Origin of the sequence: Bartonella sp. W8122, from assembly GCF_016102485.1 — a bacterium.
GTDB lineage: Bacteria > Pseudomonadota > Alphaproteobacteria > Rhizobiales > Rhizobiaceae > Bartonella > Bartonella apihabitans.
In genome coordinates this window covers 779,520-800,375 of sequence record NZ_JACFOO010000001.1, presented here as the reverse complement: position 1 = coordinate 800,375, position 20,856 = coordinate 779,520, and the positions used below count along the sequence as shown (strand labels likewise).

The window sequence follows — 20,856 nt, the reverse complement described above, 5'->3', positions numbered from 1 at the left end:
AGCCTATTTTCTTATTCTCCTTCCCATTGCAAAAAAAGATACCCTTTGGCGCGCACTGTTTTGATAAAACGCGGGTTTTCAAGGTCATCACCCAGTCGGCGGCGAAGCCTTGAAATACGGGCATCAATCGACCGGTCGAGCCCGTCAAACTCGATACCACGCAAAGCATTTAATATATCGTCGCGTGATAATATCTGTCCGGCGTGGCTTGCAAGAAGCCACAAGAGATCAAATTCGGCCGTGGTTAAATCAACTGGTTTATTATCAATCAGAACTGCGCGGTTATCCTTGTCTATGACGAGATTGCCAAAAACAAGTTTGGTGCGCGACGAAGGTAATGCTTCGTTTTCAGTATGATTTTCGTCGACAATTTCACTTTCTTTGCGCCTTAAAAGCGCCCTTATATGGGCAAGCAAACGGCGTGGCTCGACCGGCTTTGACATATAATCGTCGGCACCAAGTTCCAATCCGATAATTTCATCAATATCATCCTCGCTTGCCGTCATAATCAATATCGGGCCTTTATAGAAGGGACGCACATCACGGCAAACATCGAAACCGGATTTTCCAGGCAGCATGACATCAAGAATAACAAGATCAGGCAGCAATTGCTTGATGACCTCTTCGGCAGTATCGCCGCGAGGATGCACCTCTACATCATAATTTTGTCGCTTCAGATAATTGGCAACAAGCTCGGCAAGCCTTGTATCATCTTCTATTATAAGAATTTTCTTGTTCATGCAGGTCTTTCTTTTCCGGTTACAGAAATGCAACAAAGAACGCATATTCGTCTTTATTGTTTATAGGTAAAAGGTCGCTATGTATCAAGCTGACCAAATTCCAGTTTATGGCTTCTATTGGAGATTAAGACGAATATGACAAGAACGTTCCCGAATGCTTTTCAAGCTTTGAGCGCTCCCGTATTCTCACAAGGGCCCATATTTTCCCGCGTCTTTGTCGATTTTGACGGCACGATTGCCGATAATGACGTGACAGATGTTCTTTTGGAAAGATTTGCATCTCCAAACTGGGAATCAATCGAACAGGATTGGCTTTCAGGCAAAATCGGTGCACGTGAATGCATGATGAGACAAATCGCGCTTATCAAGGCCTCGCCTGCCGAGCTCAAAAAATGTCTTGATGAAATGAAAATCGATCCGGCTTTTCCGGATTTTGTCCGCTTGCTTGACGTGCAAGGTGTTGATATTGCCATTTTAAGCGACGGGCTTGATTATAGCATCCGCACGATTTTGAAACGCTATGGTCTCGAAAACGTCAAGGTTTTCGCAAACCGTCTTCTTTATGCCGGTAACAATAATTGGCAGTTACAATTTCCCTACAAAAATGTTGCTTGCCCGGCAGGTAATTGCAAATGCCGCCATTTTGCCAATGCGGGTAACGGATTTACCCTCTATATCGGCGATGGTACGTCGGATTTCTGCGCGGCCGGAAAAGCCGACCTTGTACTCGCCAAAGGAAAACTTGCCGATTATTGTGCGGCAAACAGCATTGACCACATCAAGGTCGATAACTTCGCCGAAATTATGCAAATCTGGCACAAATTGCAACGGCCGGAAAAAGCCCGCGAAAGGGTGGCTTCATGATTACCGATGTCAGCTTTTTCTATAAAGGTGGTCGGGCTGGCGTTCTTCTCATTCATGGTTTGACAGGTACACCGGCCGAAATGCAAATTCTGGGTAAAGGTTTGCATAAGCACGGTTTTACTGTTTACGGTATGCAACTTGCAGGCCATTGCGGTGATGAAAATGATCTTTTGGCAACAAGCTGGCATGACTGGTATGATAGTGTCATACGTGCAGCAGATCGGCTTTTGGAACATGTTGACACAATGTTTGTCGGCGGACTTTCGATGGGTGCGGTTCTGGCGCTCAAATATACGGCCGATCACCCTGAAAATGTAAAAGGTGTCGGCGTATATGGTCCGACATTTGTTTATGACGGCTGGTCGATACCACGCTATATCCAGCGGTCTGTATTTTTGTTGAAATGGTTCAAAGCGCTTGGCATTTTCCAGAAAAGTGTGTTTATCGAACGGCCGCCTTATGGTTTGAAAGACGAGCGGATACGCAAAACCATTTCCGAAAGTATGCTTTCTGGCGACAGTGCCAAAGGTGGACTTGCCGGAAATCCGCTCGGTTCACTTGCCGAGATGCAGGAACTTGCAAAACAAACCGAAACACAATTGCATGATATAAAAGCTCCCTGCCTTATCATGCATTCAAGCCATGATGACATTGCCAATATGGAAACAAATTCGGGACGTGTTGCCCGTTCGGTTTCAGGCCCCGTCAAGATGATACCATTGGAGAACAGCTACCATATGATAACAATTGACCGTGACCGTAAAAAAGTCATTCAGGAAAGTGCCGATTTCTTTGGTGCCTTATGCACAAAAGATCAATTGGTACCCCCTGCTGTAAACCCGTTTATTCGCGAGATGGCCTGACAATGAGTTGGCTGATTTTTCTGGTGTGGTTTGGAAATATTGTTTGTGACACTGTCGGCCAGCTTGCCTTCAAAGGTGCGGCCACAGAACCGGACGAGGAAAACAAACCTCAATCGCTTTTTCAATATTGGCTAGCACTTTTCCGTCAACCACTTCTATGGCTCGGCATAATCTCCTATGTCGCCGAATTTTTGTTATGGATGGCATTTTTGACATTGGTTCCGCTTTCGGAAGGCATATTGCTCGGATCAATCAATATCATTGTCATTATGGTATTGGGGCGGCTGTTTTTTGATGAAAAACTCACCTCTATGCGGGTTCTCGGCATCAGCTTTGTTGCCATTGGTGTTGCTATTGTGGGAGCTTTTTAATGCGTCGCTTCTATATTCTGGGCTTTTTCTTTTTGATGATGTTCGACACGCTCGGCCAGATCAGCTTCAAGCTTTCGGCAACCGCCGCCCTGCCCTTGGAAGCAAGCCTCGGATGGTTATACAGGATTTTTTCCCATCATTTTGTCTATTTTGCCATTCTCGGCTATGTCGGGGCATTCTTCACATGGATGACGCTTTTAAGACGCGCGCCTGTCGGTCCGGCATTTGCGGCGTCCCATCTTGAAGTCGTCACTGTCATGATTGCTTCCGTTCTGATATTCGGCGAAACAATTTCATTGGCACATTTTGCCGGTGCACTGTTTATTGTTGCGGGCATTGTGTGCCTTGCATTTGCTGAACGTGATGTCATCAAAAAAGAAAACGAGAAATCCTGACAATGACGAGACAAGGCGAAATTCCACCAACCGCCGGTCTCCCTATGGTTTGGCATGATTGGTTGCCAACAAAAAAAGAACTTTGCCCTAATTTAAGCGACTTGTTCGATTTGCCGCCGCTCATTCTGGAATGTTCAGGCACGGCTTCACTTATTGTCGCCCTTCAGACTCTGGCAAATATGCCCAAGAACGAAGGGCGAAGAGACGTTATCATACCGGCTTATAATTGCCCTCTCGTTGTGCTTGCCATTGCCCATTGCAATTTGACCGTAAAACTCTGTGATACCGCAAAAAACAGTTTCGATTTCGATTTTGATTGCCTCGACAAGCTGATCGACGAAAAGACACTGGCTGTTATTCCCGCCCATATTGGCGGCCAATTGGCAGATGTTGAACAATGCGTTGAAATGGCTCACAAAAAAGGCGCTTATGTCATTGAAGACGGGGCACAGGCACTTGGTTCGGCAGCCGGCAAAACGGGGGATATTGCTTTTTTCAGCCTTGCCGTCGGAAAGGGGCTTACCCTTTATGAAGGCGGCCTTTTGACATCATCCAATGATGAAATCCGTCTGGCATTAAAAGAAACCCACCGAAAAATAGTAAAACCCCGTTTTTTCTTCGAACTTAAACGCATAAGCGAATTGTTGGGATATTCTATCGCCTATCGTCCGCGGCTTTTGTCGCTCGCTTATGGCATGCCGAGGCGTAAAGAACTTGCCGCCGGCAATATAGAGGAAGCGGTCGGCGATGTTTTTGATGACGATATTCCCGTTCATCGTGTAAGCCGTTTCAGAATGAAAAGAGGTGCTAACGCAGCTTCAAGGCTCAAACCTTTTTTAGAGGACATAAAAAAACAGGCGCAACTTCGCGTCGACAAGCTTGCAAAAATTCCCTCGATCACAGTTGTTAAAGGCCTTGATGATGAAGGGGCTATTTGGCCATTTATTATGGTGCTTTTTAAAACCAAAGAAGCAAGAGACAAAGCACTTGAAACCTTGTGGCCTTCGCCATATGGCGTCACCCGCCTGTTCGTTCATGCTTTACCCGATTATTCCTATCTTGAACCGCATTTCAACAAGCGTTTTTCAACCCCTAATGCCCGCGATTTTGCGGCGAGAATGTTGACCATATCGAATAGTCCATGGCTTGACGACGAGACGTTCGACAAGATTGTAACAATCATTGCAAGGTCTGTTTGAAAAAATGGACCGGTTATCACATGGCTTGCACAACATGGATGCCGGTCAAAATGCAACTTTGAACAGGTCACCGAAAACTGTAGCCATTTATGTCATGGCAAATTTCAGCCCGTTTCACATTTCTGTTCCGGTCATGGCCTTCGGTGCAGCCATGCCGGACAAAACCTATTACAAGCCAATTCTGTTTTCAGAAAAAACCGGAATTATCGAAGGTCAGGATACTTTCTCGATAAAAGTCGACCACGATCTTAAAAGCCTTGATGACGCCGATATAATCGTCATTCCTTATTGGCCGGATCCTGAACAACCGATCTCTTCTGCCCTGAAGACAAGTCTTAACAATGAAGCGCGAAAAAATAAAACCATTATGGGGCTTTGTCTTGGCACTTATGTTCTGGCCTTTAGCGGGCTTTTGAAGGGGAAAAAAGCTGCAACGCATTGGGCCTATGAAAAACAGTTTGCCGAACAGTTTCCTGATACGGAAGTCGATTTTAATGCCCTTTATGTCGAAGATGGTAATATCATCACATCTGCCGGCACTGCGGCGGGTATTGATTGTTGTCTTCACCTTATTCGCAAAAATTATGGTGGCGTTGTTGCCAATCATGCCGCACGGATGATTGTGACGCCACCGCATCGCGAAGGGGGTCAAGCCCAATATCTTGCTACCCCTGTTCCGATTTCGACAAGCGACCAGCGCATAAATTCACTGCTTGAAACAATCAGAAAAAACCTCGCCTCATCCTATTCTCTTGATGCTATGGCCAAGACTGTCGGTATGAGCCGGCGCACATTTACCCGCCGCTTTCATCAGGCAACCGGCCGTTCACCAATGGAATGGCTTACCCATGAAAGGCTGCATTTTTCGAGACACGCATTGGAAACAACAAAACTTTCCATTGAGGAAATTGCGCAACTTGCCGGATTTGTCTCTACCCAATCATTCCGTCGCAGCTTTATTGAAGCGTTTCAGGTTACACCAACCAAATGGCGGCAGACGTTTTCAATTTAATCAATCGTTTTATTTCGCCAAAAAAACTCCGTTAAATTTTGGCCCGATATGAATGCCTTTTGACCATCAGGCCAGTTTCTAATCGAAAAAAGCATGCCTACATAAACTTCAAGAAATTGAAGAGGTTTTAACCATGAAATTCACATTCATTCGTAACGCAACGGTTGTTCTTGATTACGCCGGAAAACACATTCTCATTGATCCGATGCTCGCAGAAAAAGACCGCTATCCCGGACTTCCCGGTACAGTTCATAGCGAGCGGCGGTTCCCGCGCGTTGAACTGCCTTTTGATGCCAGAGACATTGTCAAAAATGTGGATGCCATTTTTTTAAGTCACACCCATCCCGATCATTGGGACGAGGTTGCGACAGGACTTATAGACAAAGATCAGAAAATATTCGTCCAGAATGAAAAGGACAAAGAATTTCTTCAGAGCCAAGGTTTCAAAAATCTCGCTGTTCTGCCGCAAAAACTTGATTTTGAAAACGGCATTCATGTAACCAAAACTTTATGCCAGCATGGAAGCAATGAAGCTTTCAAAAACCATGAGGTTGGCGAAGTCCTAGGCCATGCCACCGGTTTTATATTTGAAGCACCAAATGAACCAACGCTTTATTTTGCGGGCGACACAATATGGATTGACGCTGTCGAGGATAATTTAAAACACTATAAGCCGGAAGTTGTTGTTCTTCATGCAGGTGACGCACAGCTTCAGGGCTTCGGTTCCATTATTATGGGCAAGGAGGATGTCGTTCACGCCCATAAGATCGCGCCACAATCAAAGCTTGTTGCTATTCATATGGAAGCCTGCAACCATGCTGTTTTAAGCCGGAAAGAACTTCGTTCTTATGTCGATAAGGAAGGTATCGGCCAATCGGTTATTATCCCGCTTGAAGGTGACAAACTCGAATTCTAAGTCACTTGCTACTTAAAAAAGTGAAAAAGCGCAACCGGCTTTGATATTTTCAAATCAAGTCTGCACCCGCTTTTTAAAACCGTATCTTTATTAAAAGGCCTACAGTTCCCTAACTGTCGGCCTTTTATTTAAAACTTTTATTCGCCTGTTTTTTGAAAAACGATAACCAACAATGACCCATCAGGCTTTTATGATTTTGATTGTTGCTGCTTTTGCTCTCTCGCCCACCATTGGTCCGACATAGGGGCTTGGATCATATTTTTTGTGATAAGCCTCATCAATTCTATCGAGAACCGCAGGATCTTTGACGGCTTCATAATGAACCGCTTCCGTCTTTCCGGCCACAATAATTTTCCCGCTTTTTTGTTTGATTGCGGCCTGATACCAGCGCGAGGACGTGCCGCTATAGGCACGCACATAAAGGCCGCCATCAACAACCACTTCCCATATCCACACAGGTGTACCCGTTGTCTTAAAATCCTCATGGTAGGGAGCCATTTTGAGATCATCGGCTGCATCAATCGCCGCAAGCTCGCTCTTTGTCCATTCACTCATCATTCAGCCTCTTGAAAAACACGATTATCAAAAGTTCAACCATTCAGAAAACTATCAAGCACCTCGCTTGCACGTTTTCCAACTTCCGGACAAACCTTCGCTTCAAGAATGGTAACAATTTCCTGCAAATCCTTTTTTTCAAGGCCGGTGTTCGTTCCCATCTGATAATGTGATTTCAATTGCGACTGCGCGCCTTGAAGTGCAGCAAGCATGGCAATTGTAGCAACTTCTCTCGTTTTATAGTCGAGATTGTCACGCACAAAAATATCGCCAAAAAGGTGACTTTTCAAAAACTGGTCAATTACGGGGGCAAATTCAAAAAGCGGGCCTGTCACCGGTTGACCGACCAGTTTTGTCTGGATTCCGGTTCCGACCTCCAACACTGTTTTATCTGTGTGGACGGGAGAGGCATCTTTGCCCTGTTCATCCTTTTTACCCGCTTCACGTCTTTTATTGACCACATCCATCAAAGCAGAAAGTGCATTCAGACTTCTTGGAAAACCTGCATAGGCATAAGTTTGAACCAGAACTTCCTTGATAGCATTGATAGCGACCTTGTCGTCCAGTGCTTCGGTCAGCGCGTTTCTCAATCCGTCAATATTTCCTTCGGCCGCAAAAGCGGCAACGGGAACAAGTCTTTTCTGTTCAAGTGTCAACATTATTTTTTCCTGTAATTTTGCAAAAACGTTATGTGAAAAATAACTTGGCGTACCGGCGAAAATTAAACTCGCCTCAAAAGAATCGTCCTCGATGAAGTTTGAACGTCGATTTCAAGCCGACTTACCCGACGCAAAGTCGATAACAAACCGGTAGCGCACATCTTTGGCCATAACCCGTTCATAAGCGCGATCAATTTCGTCGGGTTTGATAAGTTCTATATCGGCCTCGATATGACGTGCCGCACAATAATCAATCACTTCCTGTGTTTCGGCAATGCCGCCAATCATCGAACCGGCAAGACTTTTCCGGCCAAAGCCATTGGCCATACCACTCAAACCGCCTGTCAATTCTCCAAGCGCACCAACATTAACGAGTGTCGCGTCAAGTTTGAGCATATTCATGAAAGGCTGCATCGGATATGAAACCGGCACTGTCGAGATCATCAAATCGAAATGATTGGCAAGGCGCTCGAAAGCTTTTTCGTCACTCCACAAAAATGCAGCATTTGCGCCCAAACGTTTGGCATCGGCAATCTTACCTTCCGTTGTCGTGAATACCGTGACATCGGCACGCATGGAATGAGCAAGTTTCAAGGCCATATGTCCAAGACCACCAAGGCCGACAATTGCGATTTTCTGATCTTTTTGTAATTTCCAATGACGCATGGGGGAAAAGGTGGTCACACCGGCACAAAGCAACGGCGCGTAAGCGGCAAGATGCACTTGGGCAGGAATATGAATAACAAAACGCTCGTTGACAACCATGCGGTCGCTATAGCCGCCAAAGGTATAACCACCGCTTATCTTGTCCGTTGAATCATAGGTAAAGGTAGTACCGTTCAGACAGTTCTGTTCGCGATCATCAAGGCAATTCTCGCATGTACCGCAAGAATCCACCATGCAGCCCACCCCGCCAATATCGCCGACTTTGAATTTCGTGACTTTTGAACCAACCGCAAGAACGCGGCCGACGATTTCATGACCGGGTACGATTGGATAATGGGCGGCGCTCCAGTCGGAATGAACAGCATGAATATCGGAATGGCAAATGCCGACATAAAGAATGTCGAGAAGCACATCGTCCGGCCTCAAAGCACGTCGTGTGATGGTGATCGGCGAAAAACCGGATGTTGCACTTTTTGCAGCATAGGCACGGGTTTCAAAAGGCTCCTTGCCAATAACCATCTTGCCTCTCGAAGGGGCTGCCTTTGAAGCTGCACTTGTCCCCATCATTGCACCGGCGGCAAGAACAGACGCGCCACCTTCTTTCAAAAATTCACGCCGCGGCAAAGTTTCGTGTTTTTTATGATTAGAATTTCCACATGCTTCACACATTTTCAAATCTCCCGAACCGGCATAATGGATTTATCACCCCGTCAATCCGGTCCTTGCCGGTTCATCGCAAAGAGCCCTTAAGCCGTTGGCATTTTATCTAAATCCGGATGACAAGCCTGAGTGATGCCCGAATGACGGGTCTCAATGACAATCGTTCAAAGCGTACCCAGTTGACGAACTAACGCCTTACTTCATCCTGCTATTTAAAATCCATGACGCTCATAAAATAAGAGAATATTTGTGCATGTCTCTATGAATTCAATTCATAAATAAACGTGATATAATGGAGATCTTTTTCAATAACTGATTTTATCTCATAAAAAAATGCTTAGAGAAAACATCCATGATCTCATGTCTTTTTTCGTGGTCGCACGAGAAAAAAGCTTTACCCGAGCGGCAAGCAAACTAGGTGTCTCGCAATCGGCTTTAAGTCATGCCATGCGCGGCCTTGAAGAACGATTGGGAATTCGTCTGCTCACACGGACAACGCGCAATGTTTCAACGACAACGGCAGGCGAGCGGCTGATAGAAGAACTTTCCCCCCTTATTGAGACAATGGATGAAAAGCTTGATCTCATCACCAACGCCGCCGAAGAGCCGAAAGGAAAAATCCGCATCACCACGGTGGATTATCCCGCTTCCTATATTTTGCGGCCGAAATTGCAGCCTTTTTTACGAAAATATCCGAAAATTGAAGTGGAGATCAATATCAATTATGGTCTTACCGATATTATCGAAGAACGTTTTGATGCAGGTATCCGTATTGGCGAACACCTCGCCAAAGATATGATTGCCTTTCCGGTTGGGCCAGCAATGCGAATGGCAATCGTCGGGGCGCCGAGTTATTTTGAAACACATAAAAAACCCGAAACCTTGCACGATCTGATGGAGCAGAATTGCATTAATTTGCGGGTTCCAACATCCGGTGGACTTTATCCGTGGGAGCTTGATGACGAAAACGGAGAGGTCAATGTGCGCCCGAAAGGACAGCTCATTTTCAACACCTATCCACATATTCTTGAAGCTGCCCTTGACGGTTTCGGACTTGCTTATATTCCCGAACAGGAAGTCGAGGAATTTATGAGACAGGGAAGGCTCATCCGCGTTCTTGAAAAATATTGTTTACCGTTTCCCGGGTATTATCTTTATTATCCAAATCGTCGTCATCATCCGATTGCTTTCCAATTGTTCATTGAAGCCTTGAGGCGGCATGAACCCGAATAATTTTCCAACCTGAAAACTATTATCTATTCTATTTGACGAACCTCATTTCATTTTGTCGTCAAGCGATCTTTGTTGAACAGTTCAAAACATCCCGACATATTTTCTGTCAGATATTTCTTGTTGATTTAAAAATAGCTTGATTAGCAGAGCCTAACAGGCCATGTTCTTCGCGAGCCTTACAACCACTTCATCTCATGGAGAAGAAACCGCCTTTTTGCTTTAAACGGCTTTGCCGGTAACAGTCAAAAATAGCTTTTTGCCCGAATTTAAATAATGCCGGAAAAGCTTCATTTCAGGATCATTCATCAATGACAAGTTCTTCTCCCTTATTGGGTATAAAAGCGCGAAATATTTCTCTCGATTATGAAGGAAAACCGGTTTTTCGGTCGCTCGATTTTGATATTCCTGCTGGTGAATTTGTCGGGCTTTTGGGGCAAAGCGGAATTGGCAAAACCACCCTTCTGAAAATCATTGCAGGGCTAGTTAGCCCCGATAGCGGAAAAATTTCAGGTTCCGACGGTGACAGTCTTCATGGTCGTATAACCTATATGGCGCAACAGGATTTGCTATTTCCCTGGCTCAAGGTGATAGAGAATGTTTGCCTTGGAGCAAGACTGCGCCATGAGAAGAAAGACTACAAAAAAGCCGAAGAACTACTGGAAAAGGTCGGTCTTTTGTCGGTCAAAGAGCAGCTTCCCGAAACTTTATCGGGCGGTATGCGCCAAAGAGTGGCTATTGCCCGTACATTATATGAAGACAAGCCCGTTGTATTGATGGACGAGCCTTTTTCGGCGCTTGACGCGGTTACCCGCGCCACCATACAGGAACTTGCATTTGATCTTCTTAAAACTAAAACTGTATTGCTTGTTACCCACGATCCATCCGAAGCTGCACGATTATGTCGGCGTATACTGGTTCTTAAAGGTCAACCGGCAATTTTCTTACCTGCTATCCTTGTCGAGGGAACAGCCCCCCGAAATTATGATGATAAAAACCGCATAAAGAGCGAGACCGAATTGATGCATTTTTTAAAGGGGATATAGTTTGCCGAACCGCTTCAATAAAAAACTTGCATTTTTCCTTCATGGTCTTGTGGTTTTCTTTGGCATCCTCGCATTATGGTGGGCTGTTGCCATTATTTTCGATCTCAAAAAATACATATTGCCTTCTCCCCTTGTTGTTGCACAATCACTTTGGAATGGACGGGCATATCTTTTCGAAAATTCTTTGATTACAATTGTCGAAATTGTCATCGGCTTTGTTTTGGGGATTATGTCCGGTGCTGCTCTGGCACTTCTTTTAATGTTTTCCAAGACATTGCAAAAATGGCTAATGCCGGTTCTCATTGTAAGCCAGTCAATACCGGTTTTCGCCCTTGCCCCCATTCTGGTTCTCTGGTTCGGCTATGGCATCCTCTCGAAAATCATCGCCGCAATACTGGTTATATTTTTCCCTGTCACAACAGCCTTTTTTGACGGTTTACGGAGAACGAACGAAGGGTACCTTGATCTTGCAAAAACTATGGGAGCATCTCCCTTGTCGCAACTTGTCCATATCAGGCTTGTGGCAGCGCTGCCAGCACTTGGTTCCGGTGTGCGTGTTGCTGCCGCCATTGCCCCGATTGGTGCAATTATCGGCGAATGGGTGGGGTCTTCCGGCGGGCTCGGCTATATCATGTTGAACGCCAATGCCCGCATGCAGACGCCGACATGTTTTGCCGCAATATTTATACTTTCTGTTATTGCAATGATTTTATGGTATATCACCGATATCATATTGAAATATGTTATCTACTGGGATAAAAAATCTGAACAAAATTGATTTTTCTTTTCATTATATTTCCGGAGGAAACGTGTTTAAAAAAATATTCTTTTCGATCCTCATCATTTTTCTCGGCGTTTTCGGTGCCAAAGCAAATGATAAACTTACAGTTGTTCTTGACTGGTATCTTAATCCCGATCATGCACCTTTAATTGTTGCCGAACAGATTGGCAGTTTTGAAAAACGCGGACTTGATGTCGAAATCGTCACCCCCTCCGATCCCAATATCGGACCGCGTCTGGTTGCATCCGACAAAGCCGATATTGCTTTATCCTATCAAGAACAGCTCTATGTGTTCATGGATGAAGACTTGCCGCTCATACGCATAGGAACACTCATTGAAACGCCGCTCAATACCGTTTTGGCGCTCCCCGATAGCGGGATTAAAACACCGGCCGATCTCAAAGGCAAAAAAGTCGGTTTTTCTGTGAGCAGTATCGAGCCGGTGATCTTGGGGACCATGTTGGAAAATCAGGGGCTGACGATAAAGGATGTCGAGCTTATTAACGTCAATTTCAACCTCGTAAGCGGGCTGATGTCAAAACAGGTTGATGCTGTCATTGGTGGTTATCGCAATGTGGAGGGTAATGAAATACGCGAACAGGGCGTAGAACCTGTTATTATGAAGGTTGAGGACTATGGCATTCCCCCTTATGACGAACTGATTTTTGTTGCCAAAAAAAACCTCCAAAAACAAGACGCTTATAAAAAATTCCTTGAAGCCGTTCATGAAGGCCAGCAATACCTGAAGGCTCACCCGGAAGAAACATGGGACAATTTTGCGAAAAAATATAAGGAACTCGATACCGATCTCAATAAAAAGATATGGATGGAAACGGTTCCGTTATTCAGCGAAAATCCGCTCCACCTCGACAAAGAAAAATATGTTTCTTACGGCGTCTATCTTTATAAAAAAGGCATTGTCAAAAAAGAATATCCGCTTGACAGTTTTGCGACCGAATTGAAATAAAAATCAAATGAAAAATCGGGCATGATGGGCGTTCATCATTGCCCGATTTTGTTATTTTGCGGAACCGCTTCCGGAGAAGCAACGCAACACCTTAATATCTTTTCAAAATAATATTTTATTACCCGAATATCTGTTTATCATAAAATCGGAATCCGTGCGCGAATAGCTTCCACATTTCCCAAATCAATGTCGAAGGCCAGAAGGTCAGCCTCGCTCGCCAGACGTGCCCGCACACTGCCCGTCGGATCGACAATGGAACTTAGTCCGATGCCGAGCGGTGCTGTTCCTTTTGGCGGTTGCCAAGCCTGATCGCAGGCAATTAACCAGGCCTCTGAATCGGCCGCACGGGCGCGAACCAACAAATCCCACTGCTCGGCTTTTCCAGGACCAGCTCCCCAGGAAGCCGGAACAATAATCAATTTTGCACCTTTTTTTCCCATTGCGGAAAACTGGTAGGCAAACCGCAAATCATAACAAATGGCAAAACCGATCTTGCCGAACACTGTATCGAGAACAAGGAAATCACGTCCCGCTTCAACGAGGTCTGATTCACGTGAGCCGAACGCGTCATATAAATGGACTTTCTGATAAGTGGCTTCTGTGTTTTTTCCGGTAATGATCAACTTATTGCGTATGCGCCCGTCATTTGCCGGTTCAAACATACCGGCAACAATCATCATATCATATTTCACTGCATAAGAGCGGATCAATGTCGCGAAAGGACCATCAAGCGGCTCTGCCTCATCCTTCAAAGCCGCTTCAAAGGAAATTTGGGCTGCTTCTGGGAAAACCAATATGTCGACTTTTTGCCCGGCAGCCTTTTTAACCATCTGAATAATTTGTTCGTTATTCTCGTCTTTGTTGACGCTGCTTCGGATCTGAGCCAACCCGACTTTGACTATTTCACCCATTTATTTTCTCCCTATACTTGCCAATATTCCAATTTCCTATATTCTTGAAATCAAATTCAAGTAATGTAGGATTATGGAAAAGAAATCTTCTGGTCGCGAACGGGCCTATTCTCATATCCGTAACACAATTCTGACAAATCCATCATCTGTCGGAACATTTCTGAACGAGCGGGAAATTGCTGATAGTTTGGGCATTTCGCGCACGCCGGTCAGAGAAGCTTTCATGATGCTCGCGAGTGAAGAGCTGATTGACCTGAAGCCCAATCGGGGAGCATTTGTTTCGCCTTTGAACGGAAAACAAGTCAATGATTTGTTTCAGGCGCGTGGCGTTGTCGAGAGCTGGAGTGCACAATATTGTATCTCCCACAATATCGACCCGACACCGGACATGATCAAGGAACTCAACCTCCAGAAGACGATGGCGCTTGATGATCCCTATCCTGACTTCGTTGAACATGACCACGCTTTCCATTGTGCTTTGGTTCGGGCCACCGGCAATGAATTTTTAAATCAGATGTATGAGTTGCTTCGTGCCCGTTTTATTACTTTTGGTCTACGCGTAATGCATAATAATGCAATAAGGCGGATAGAGGCATTAAAAGAACACCAATTTATTCTGGATGCACTTTTAACCAAAGATATCAAAAAGGCAAAAAAAGCTATACTTGATCATCTTGATATGACACGCCGGCATCTTGATTGATCAAAAGAAATTTTATTCCTCCAGACTATATTCGGACTGCAACAGAAATAAGCTGCTCCAGTCCGTTTTGTGTTTTCATAATTGATGCGGGTGTCTCGTCATTGCAAGGCCGATCAATGTCAGGATACATGATAGCCCGATATAAAGACAAATGAAAAAACCGCTTGGGTCGAACGAGATGAACCAGGTGAGCAGGATCGGAGCAATTGCGCCTCCAACAATACCGGCAAAAGTATAGGCAAGCGAGCTTCCTGTATAACGCAGACGCGCCGAGAATTGTTCTGCTATCAAAGATGCCTGAGGGCCATACATCAATGAGTGGCAAATAAGGGCGCCGGTAACGCCGATCAGAAGGCGGGCAAATGTCGGCTCCTGCATCATATAGAAAAACACAAATGTCCATATTGCCGCACCTATTGTGCCGACAGCATAGATAAGACGCCGTTCTACTCTATCCGACAACCAACCGCTAAATGGAATAAAAAACACCTGAATGCCGGAAGCAATTGTTACGGATTCGATTGCATCGGAGCGTGGCATTCCCAAATATTGAGTGGCATAAGCGAGTACAAAAACTGTAAAGCATGAATAGAGAACATCCGGTCCAATACGTGCAAATAGACCGGCAAAAAGGGCTCTGCTTTCATGTTTGAATATTTCCGAAACCGGCGCGTTAGAGCGTTCATCATGTTGTTCAAGCTTTTTGAAAACGGGGGTTTCTTCAAGTGAAAAACGGACCCACAAACCGAATATGACCAATAGAGCCGAAAGCAGGAATGCTGCTCTCCACCCCCAATCAATAAACTGTTCCGTGGTCAAGACTTGCGAAAAGATTGCCAGAACACCATTTGCAAGCAAATTTCCCAGTGGCGGGCCTACTTGCGCAGCAGATGCCCAAAATCCCCTTTGTTCCGGCTTGCTGAATTCGCTGGAAAGAAGAACCGCCCCTCCCCATTCGCCACCAACGCCGACGCCTTGCGCAAAACGCAATAAAACAAGAAGAACCGGAGCGAGGTAACCCACTGACGAGAATGTCGGCAAAAGGCCAATGATAAAAGTTGCAATACCAATCAGCAACAGCGTCCAAACCAGAACTTTTTTGCGCCCGACAATATCTCCAAGACGACCGAAAAATATGCCGCCTAAAGGACGGGAAATATACCCCACGGCATAAGTGCCAAACGCTTTCAAAGTACCTGCCAGCGAATCGCCATCGGGGAAAAACAAGTGGCCAAAGACTAGAGCCGCACAGGCACCGTAAACAGCAAAGTCATACCATTCGAGAGATGTTCCACTTAAACTTGCCGCAAAAGCCTTGATAAGGCTCTTCCGTTCTATAGGTGGTTCAGTCTCTTCTATACTGCTTTCCATTCAGCGACCCCTTTATTATTGTATGTTTTTGGTATACGACTTGTATGCAATATCTCCCTATAGTTGGTTAGTCTACTATTTTTTTGCGGCAGAACGGGATGGAAAGTCTGGTTGTAGAAGTCTGGTTATATATGGCGTTGGCAGTGGCTTGAAGACTGTCAATGTCAATTGGGTGTTCAACGCAAGATAGGCCGGATATGATAGAGAGGAAGTCCATCATCCTATAGAAGAACTTGCGATACTGGATGTCCCTGCCCCGCAAACTTTTCCGACATTTTATCCTTCAGGTTCACATGCCGTCTCGCAAGACCATCTTTATCCGGCCCCACATGATAAAACTTCGGATGAAGCTGAAAAGCTTTTCTCAATTGGTAAAAATGAAAACGAACATTTATAAATGGCTGCTTGCGATCAGACTGACCGACCATTGGAAGCCTTTGGCATCGACTGGTCAAAAACAATCTGCGCCCGCTTTTATTGGCGATCTTGCCTTTCGTTATAATGCTGTAAAAGACCTGTTTGCCGTCTCTAGCTCGAAAGCATGGAGTAAGGATAAGAATGACAAAAACTTGTCAGAACAGGAAAGCCGGTCTTCTTATTGCTCCCTCCGAGGGGTGAAAAAAGCTTGATGACGCACGCTTTACTCGCCTCCCCGAACATTATTACTGAGCGGGTGAATAGCTATTCAACCGGTTTGCCGAACATTTACGTGTCGAATTTGGCGATCAAAAAGGCAATATCAGCCATGGTTCTTATCATATCGCACGGCTATTTGATGCTTGTGAATAGTGCTTGCAAAAGCGAAAAAAGACACGAAGAGCAGGATTTTCCAGCCAAATCGATTGATAGAAGAACGACGCTTCAAATGATATCAATGGGGATAGTTAAGACTTGCTCGTAAACTACCGATCTTTTCCTGATTAATATTTTGGACGCATCTCGAACTATCTCGGCAAAATGAACAGTGTTTCCGCGGGTAGAAGTTACAGGTTTTTCCGGAACAGTAAGCACTGTCACGTATTTTAGCCAAACGCTCCAATCTCTCTAATATAACGAAATAAATGTAACATTATTATAAAATATATTTTCGGACATTATAAAACATTCATCAACCGGAAAAATTATATCTCCTGCTGATGAATATTTTTAACTTTTTTATCGCGTGATAAAGATTAAGTCATATTTCGCCTTTTGCGTTAAACTCTTCCAACGACATACGAATATTTGCGGCAATTGTTTTGATTGGCTCGGGCGGGCACCATTTTGGATGGCTCGTCTTCAATAAATAACGCAATTCCTCGCTATCTATTCCACATGCAAGATCGGCAAGGTAATAGCCCAGCATAGAACTCCGTGTGAGCCCCGAACCATCGCCAACTGCAGCAGCGTAAACATGGGGGCTTTTTTGAAAGAAAAATGATGCTCCATTAAGTGTTAAGGGTATCATACCCCCATAAACAAATTCAAAATTGACATGTTTCAACTTTGGAAAACGGTTTTCAAATGCTCTGCGTAACATTTTCCGTGCCCGGAAAACACGTTCCGGAGAAAGGGTTAAATGGGTCGGAAATGTCAGACCATTGCGCACATAAATACGTTTTGTCGGGGTGAACCGAACGGTCGTACCGGCCGCATGTGCCGACGTGCATCCCCATGGTTTCACATTTTTAAATTCCGTAAGTTCATCTTCTGTCAATTCACGCGTGAATGCACCGAAACTGCCTGCCGGAGTCATTCTTCCTTTTTGCTCGATCCCGAAAGAGTCGATAAAAACACCGGATAAAAGGAGAAGATCACCTGCCTTCACATTTTTCCCGTTCACCAGTTGAATGTTGATTGTCTTGCCTTCGTCAATCTTTAGAACAGGGGTTTCTTCGAATATATCGACATTTTCCGGCAAAACAGATGCAAAACCGCGCACCGTTTCGGAAGGATTTATCAGCACTGTTCCTGCTGTATAAACCGCTTTTTGATAATAGCGTGTGCCAAGCCTTGCTGCCAATTCTTCTCCGTCAATAAATTGGCTTTTTCCCCCTACACCCGCTACGATATTTGCCAAAGCATCAAGATTTTTCAAATATTTTGTTTCATGCCCCGCGAGATATTTTCCGGATTCCACCCAATCCACTTGAAGCTTATATTTATTTTTCAGATTGCGCATGCGCTCGATAATAAGCTTGTTCAGGTGAAACCGGTATTTGTGGTCATCCATCGTTACTCCCGGTTCACCAAATGAATGGGGAATATCCATCAAAAAGCCGGCATTTCGCCCGCTGTCACCCATGCCGATTTTGAGTGCTTCAAATAACGCTATTTTTGCATTCGTCCGGTTTTCTGCCAATTTATGTGCGGCATTCACACCGGCAAATCCGCCACCGATAATGACATAATCATAGTCTTTTTTAAGCTTTGATATGTCGGTAAATTTATGATCTTTGAAACGTGAAAGTTCGAACCAACCGAGATCGCCCGCCTTGGCCGGAAATCTTTGTATTTCTTCCATGCCTCTATCTCCTCCACGAAATATTAAGAAATATCAATCCAGATGGTTTTTAATTCGGTATATTGGTCATGTGCCCAAATGGATTTGTCACGACCTCCAAAACCGGACTCCTTGAAGCCTCCGAAGGGTGTCGTTGCATCCCCTTCCCCGAAACAGTTGACGGTAACAATTCCGGCTAAAATCGCTTGGGATAAAGACAAAGCATTGCGCAAATTGCTTGTATAAACCGAGGCCGCCAATCCATAGCGGGTATTATTGGCAAGCTTGATCGCTTCGTTGATTGTCGTAAAAGTCGTCACGCTCAAAACGGGGCCAAAAATTTCTTCCTGAAAAAACCGGCTCTTATCTGTCACATGATCGACAACTGTCGGTTCGACATAAATTTCCTGATCGGTTTTGCCACCGGCGACAAGATGCAATCCTTCTTTGTCGATTTCAGAAAGAAAATCCGATACTTTTTTAAAATGCGCGGGGCTTACCAATGTCCCTACGCGGTTTTTCGGATCAAGCGGATCGCCCATTTTCCAGTTTTTCATATGGACCAGAATTTTTTCGAGCAACCGTTCTTTAATATTGCGATGAACGATCAAACGTGACGTGGCCGAGCAGTTTTCCCCCATATTCCAGAAAGCACCATTCACCACTTGTTCGGCAACCTTGTCGATATCGTCGACATCATCAAGAACAATTGCGGGATTTTTGCCACCACATTCAAGCACGATCCGTTTGAGATTGGATTCTGCCGAATAATGCAAAAAGCGCCTTCCTGTTGCGGTTGAACCGGTAAAACTGACCATATCGACATCCATATGCCGCCCTATCGGTTCACCGGCGTCGCGTCCCGATCCCGGCACAATATTGAGAACACCGGCAGGAATGCCCGCTTCATGGGCAATTTCGGCAAGTCTTAACGTCGAGAGGGTTGTTTCCTGTGCGGGCTTCAAGACGATTGAACAGCCCGCAGCCAAAGCCGGACCTATTTTCCACGCTGCCATCAAAAGCGGGAAATTCCACGGCAAGACCAGCCCCACAACACCGATTGGCTGGCGAACCACCATGGCTATGCGTTCCGCCCCTGTGGGGGCAGTATTATCGTAAATTTTGTCGATCAGTTCGGCGTGCCAACGAATTGTATAGATCGTATCGGGAACATCGCCATTCATACATTCGCCAACCGGCTTGCCGCTATCAAGGCTTTCCAGCACCGCCAATTCTTCGCTGTGCTTTTCGAGTAGATCGGCAAATTTTAGAAGTACCAGCTTGCGTTCCAATGGCGTGCGTTTCCTCCACACACCTTCGTCAAAGGATCTTCGTGCCGCTTTGACTGCTATATCGACATCCTCGCTATGACAATTGGCAATCGTTGCCAGTTCTTTGCCTGTTGCCGGATTACGGGTCACAAATCTATCACCTGCAACAGAGTTTACAAAAGCACCGTCAATAAAAGCATTGGTCGGAAATTTTAATTTGTCGGCAAGCTCGTGATAATATTGGCTGGTTTTAAGCTCGGTCATTTAACACCTTTTTGTATTGCTGCTATATTTGTTTTGAGAGTTTCAATAATCTGCGAGATGCGTTCTTTTTCCTTTTCACCAAGCTCTTGCAAAGGCGCGCGAACGGGGCCAACATTCAGCCCTTGCAACTCACAACCATATTTGATTGATTGCACAAACTTTCCTTCATCAAGGAAATTCATCAAAGGCAGCATTTCCCGCATGATTTTACGCCCTTTGACAAAATCATTCTCAAGAATACAGCTTTCATAAAGCGCAATATGTTCGGCAGGAATAAAGTTAGATCCAGCACAAACCCAGGCCGGTGCACCCCATGCAAAGAATTCGAGCGCCTGGTCATCCCAACCGCATGCAAGCTTTATATTCGGATATTTCGATACAAATAAATGGATGCGATTAATGTCACCGGAGCTTTCCTTTATTGCCACGACGTTCTTCGACTGACTGACAATATCGAGATAGGTTTCCCCCATCGACATAGACATACGACCCGGATAATTATAAAGCATGATCGGTAAATTGGCCGCTTTATCAATGGCGAGCGCGTGGCGGGCATTTTCTTCTTCTGTGGGGACAGCATAAGGGGGCGTGGTCACTAAAATTGCGTCAGCACCGATTTCTCTCGCATGTTTTGCATAAGTCACGGACTCTTCTGTACGGATTGCACCTGTACCGATGATGAGAGGTAATCTGCCAGCGATGACCTTTTTGGCATATTCGGCAAGGTCGAGCCGTTCCTGTTGGGTTTGTGCGTAATATTCACCGGTAGAACCGGCAACAATGATGCCGTGAACTTTGGCATCAATCAATGACTCCAACACCTCTGCATAAGCTTTTTTGTCAATGGTATAATCTTGCTTATAAGGCGTAACAACAGGTGTATAAATCCCCTTGAATTGCATATTTTCCTCCGAAATTTTACGTAATAGT

The 20,856-nt window shown here is 45.1% G+C and carries 21 protein-coding genes and 1 pseudogene; 13 read left to right on the top strand and 9 right to left on the bottom strand.

Annotated features, from left to right (window positions below; translation table 11 throughout):
- Nucleotides 1–11 precede the first annotated feature (11 nt).
- Complete coding sequence (locus H3S83_RS03550) at nucleotides 12–740, bottom strand: response regulator (RefSeq protein WP_198238938.1); 729 nt, start codon at nucleotides 738–740, stop codon at nucleotides 12–14.
- Between the two features lie 135 nt (nucleotides 741–875).
- On the opposite strand from H3S83_RS03550, the gene H3S83_RS03545 reads away from it, so the two are divergent.
- The 7 genes from H3S83_RS03545 (at nucleotide 876) to H3S83_RS03515 (ending at nucleotide 6,360) form a co-directional block, all read left to right on the top strand.
- Nucleotides 876–1,604 carry an MtnX-like HAD-IB family phosphatase gene (locus H3S83_RS03545; protein ID WP_198238937.1) on the top strand — a complete coding sequence of 243 codons (729 nt, stop codon included), beginning with the start codon at nucleotides 876–878 and terminating at the stop codon, nucleotides 1,602–1,604.
- Nucleotides 1,601–2,467: a carboxylesterase gene (locus H3S83_RS03540; RefSeq protein ID WP_198238482.1), complete on the top strand. Its 867-nt coding sequence runs from the start codon at nucleotides 1,601–1,603 to the stop codon at nucleotides 2,465–2,467. The genes H3S83_RS03545 and H3S83_RS03540 overlap by 4 nt, the downstream gene beginning before the upstream one ends.
- Before the next feature lie 2 nt (nucleotides 2,468–2,469).
- Complete coding sequence (locus H3S83_RS03535) at nucleotides 2,470–2,838, top strand: EamA family transporter (protein ID WP_077970384.1); 369 nt, start codon at nucleotides 2,470–2,472, stop codon at nucleotides 2,836–2,838.
- Nucleotides 2,838–3,233 (top strand): multidrug efflux SMR transporter, encoded by a 396-nt coding sequence (locus H3S83_RS03530; protein ID WP_077970383.1) that lies wholly within the window; start codon nucleotides 2,838–2,840, stop codon nucleotides 3,231–3,233. The genes H3S83_RS03535 and H3S83_RS03530 overlap by 1 nt, the downstream gene beginning before the upstream one ends.
- A 2-nt stretch (nucleotides 3,234–3,235) precedes the next feature.
- On the top strand, nucleotides 3,236–4,432 hold the full coding sequence (locus H3S83_RS03525; protein WP_198238936.1) for a DegT/DnrJ/EryC1/StrS family aminotransferase: 1,197 nt from the start codon (nucleotides 3,236–3,238) through the stop codon (nucleotides 4,430–4,432).
- Between the two features lie 4 nt (nucleotides 4,433–4,436).
- A complete protein-coding gene (locus H3S83_RS03520) occupies nucleotides 4,437–5,444 on the top strand; it encodes a GlxA family transcriptional regulator (RefSeq protein ID WP_198238935.1) in 1,008 nt (335 codons plus the stop codon).
- A gap of 133 nt (nucleotides 5,445–5,577) precedes the next feature.
- The gene (locus tag H3S83_RS03515; protein WP_198238934.1) at nucleotides 5,578–6,360 is read left to right on the top strand and encodes an MBL fold metallo-hydrolase; all 783 of its coding nucleotides are present in this window, start codon (nucleotides 5,578–5,580) and stop codon (nucleotides 6,358–6,360) included.
- A 180-nt stretch (nucleotides 6,361–6,540) separates the two neighbouring features.
- Here the strand turns inward: H3S83_RS03515 and H3S83_RS03510 are convergent, their stop codons facing one another.
- From H3S83_RS03510 to H3S83_RS03500, 3 genes are all read right to left on the bottom strand, one after another.
- Entirely contained in the window at nucleotides 6,541–6,915 is a 375-nt protein-coding gene (locus H3S83_RS03510; RefSeq protein ID WP_198239649.1) for a DUF2255 family protein, read from the bottom strand.
- 35 nt (nucleotides 6,916–6,950) lie between these two features.
- On the bottom strand, nucleotides 6,951–7,574 hold the full coding sequence (locus tag H3S83_RS03505; RefSeq protein WP_198238933.1) for a carboxymuconolactone decarboxylase family protein: 624 nt from the start codon (nucleotides 7,572–7,574) through the stop codon (nucleotides 6,951–6,953).
- A 111-nt stretch (nucleotides 7,575–7,685) separates the two neighbouring features.
- The gene (locus H3S83_RS03500; RefSeq protein WP_246741707.1) at nucleotides 7,686–8,909 is read right to left on the bottom strand and encodes an NAD(P)-dependent alcohol dehydrogenase; all 1,224 of its coding nucleotides are present in this window, start codon (nucleotides 8,907–8,909) and stop codon (nucleotides 7,686–7,688) included.
- A gap of 324 nt (nucleotides 8,910–9,233) precedes the next feature.
- On the opposite strand from H3S83_RS03500, the gene H3S83_RS03495 reads away from it, so the two are divergent.
- The 4 genes from H3S83_RS03495 to H3S83_RS03480 all read left to right on the top strand — a co-directional run bounded on the left by H3S83_RS03495 (nucleotide 9,234) and on the right by H3S83_RS03480 (nucleotide 12,924).
- Nucleotides 9,234–10,133 carry a LysR family transcriptional regulator gene (locus tag H3S83_RS03495; protein WP_198225261.1) on the top strand — a complete coding sequence of 300 codons (900 nt, stop codon included), beginning with the start codon at nucleotides 9,234–9,236 and terminating at the stop codon, nucleotides 10,131–10,133.
- A 308-nt stretch (nucleotides 10,134–10,441) separates the two neighbouring features.
- Nucleotides 10,442–11,176 carry an ABC transporter ATP-binding protein gene (locus H3S83_RS03490; protein ID WP_198238932.1) on the top strand — a complete coding sequence of 245 codons (735 nt, stop codon included), beginning with the start codon at nucleotides 10,442–10,444 and terminating at the stop codon, nucleotides 11,174–11,176.
- Between the two features lies 1 nt (nucleotide 11,177).
- The gene (locus tag H3S83_RS03485; protein WP_198238931.1) at nucleotides 11,178–11,954 is read left to right on the top strand and encodes an ABC transporter permease; all 777 of its coding nucleotides are present in this window, start codon (nucleotides 11,178–11,180) and stop codon (nucleotides 11,952–11,954) included.
- 31 nt (nucleotides 11,955–11,985) lie between these two features.
- Nucleotides 11,986–12,924, top strand: coding sequence for an ABC transporter substrate-binding protein (locus tag H3S83_RS03480; RefSeq protein WP_198238930.1), 939 nt, complete (start codon nucleotides 11,986–11,988; stop codon nucleotides 12,922–12,924).
- Nucleotides 12,925–13,061: 137 nt separating this feature from the next.
- Here the strand turns inward: H3S83_RS03480 and H3S83_RS03475 are convergent, their stop codons facing one another.
- The gene (locus tag H3S83_RS03475; RefSeq protein ID WP_198238929.1) at nucleotides 13,062–13,835 is read right to left on the bottom strand and encodes a nitrilase-related carbon-nitrogen hydrolase; all 774 of its coding nucleotides are present in this window, start codon (nucleotides 13,833–13,835) and stop codon (nucleotides 13,062–13,064) included.
- Nucleotides 13,836–13,908: 73 nt separating this feature from the next.
- Between H3S83_RS03475 and H3S83_RS03470 the strand changes: the two genes are divergently transcribed.
- On the top strand, nucleotides 13,909–14,538 hold the full coding sequence (locus H3S83_RS03470) for a GntR family transcriptional regulator (protein WP_198238928.1): 630 nt from the start codon (nucleotides 13,909–13,911) through the stop codon (nucleotides 14,536–14,538).
- A 75-nt stretch (nucleotides 14,539–14,613) separates the two neighbouring features.
- Here the strand turns inward: H3S83_RS03470 and H3S83_RS03465 are convergent, their stop codons facing one another.
- On the bottom strand, nucleotides 14,614–15,909 hold the full coding sequence (locus tag H3S83_RS03465; RefSeq protein WP_077970365.1) for an MFS transporter: 1,296 nt from the start codon (nucleotides 15,907–15,909) through the stop codon (nucleotides 14,614–14,616).
- A 223-nt stretch (nucleotides 15,910–16,132) separates the two neighbouring features.
- On the opposite strand from H3S83_RS03465, the pseudogene H3S83_RS11670 reads away from it, so the two are divergent.
- Nucleotides 16,133–16,411 (top strand): annotated as a pseudogene (locus H3S83_RS11670) (DUF2848 family protein).
- A 675-nt stretch (nucleotides 16,412–17,086) separates the two neighbouring features.
- On the opposite strand, the gene H3S83_RS03450 reads toward H3S83_RS11670, so the two are convergent.
- Genes H3S83_RS03450 through H3S83_RS03440 form a run of 3 tightly spaced genes read right to left on the bottom strand, consistent with a single transcriptional unit; the run spans nucleotide 17,087 to nucleotide 20,828 of the window.
- Nucleotides 17,087–18,412 (bottom strand): FAD-binding oxidoreductase, encoded by a 1,326-nt coding sequence (locus H3S83_RS03450; RefSeq protein WP_198238926.1) that lies wholly within the window; start codon nucleotides 18,410–18,412, stop codon nucleotides 17,087–17,089.
- Nucleotides 18,413–18,435: 23 nt separating this feature from the next.
- A complete protein-coding gene (locus H3S83_RS03445; protein WP_198238925.1) occupies nucleotides 18,436–19,926 on the bottom strand; it encodes an aldehyde dehydrogenase in 1,491 nt (496 codons plus the stop codon).
- Nucleotides 19,923–20,828 (bottom strand): dihydrodipicolinate synthase family protein, encoded by a 906-nt coding sequence (locus H3S83_RS03440; RefSeq protein ID WP_198238924.1) that lies wholly within the window; start codon nucleotides 20,826–20,828, stop codon nucleotides 19,923–19,925. Before H3S83_RS03440 ends, H3S83_RS03445 begins: the two co-directional genes overlap by 4 nt.
- Nucleotides 20,829–20,856 lie beyond the last annotated feature (28 nt).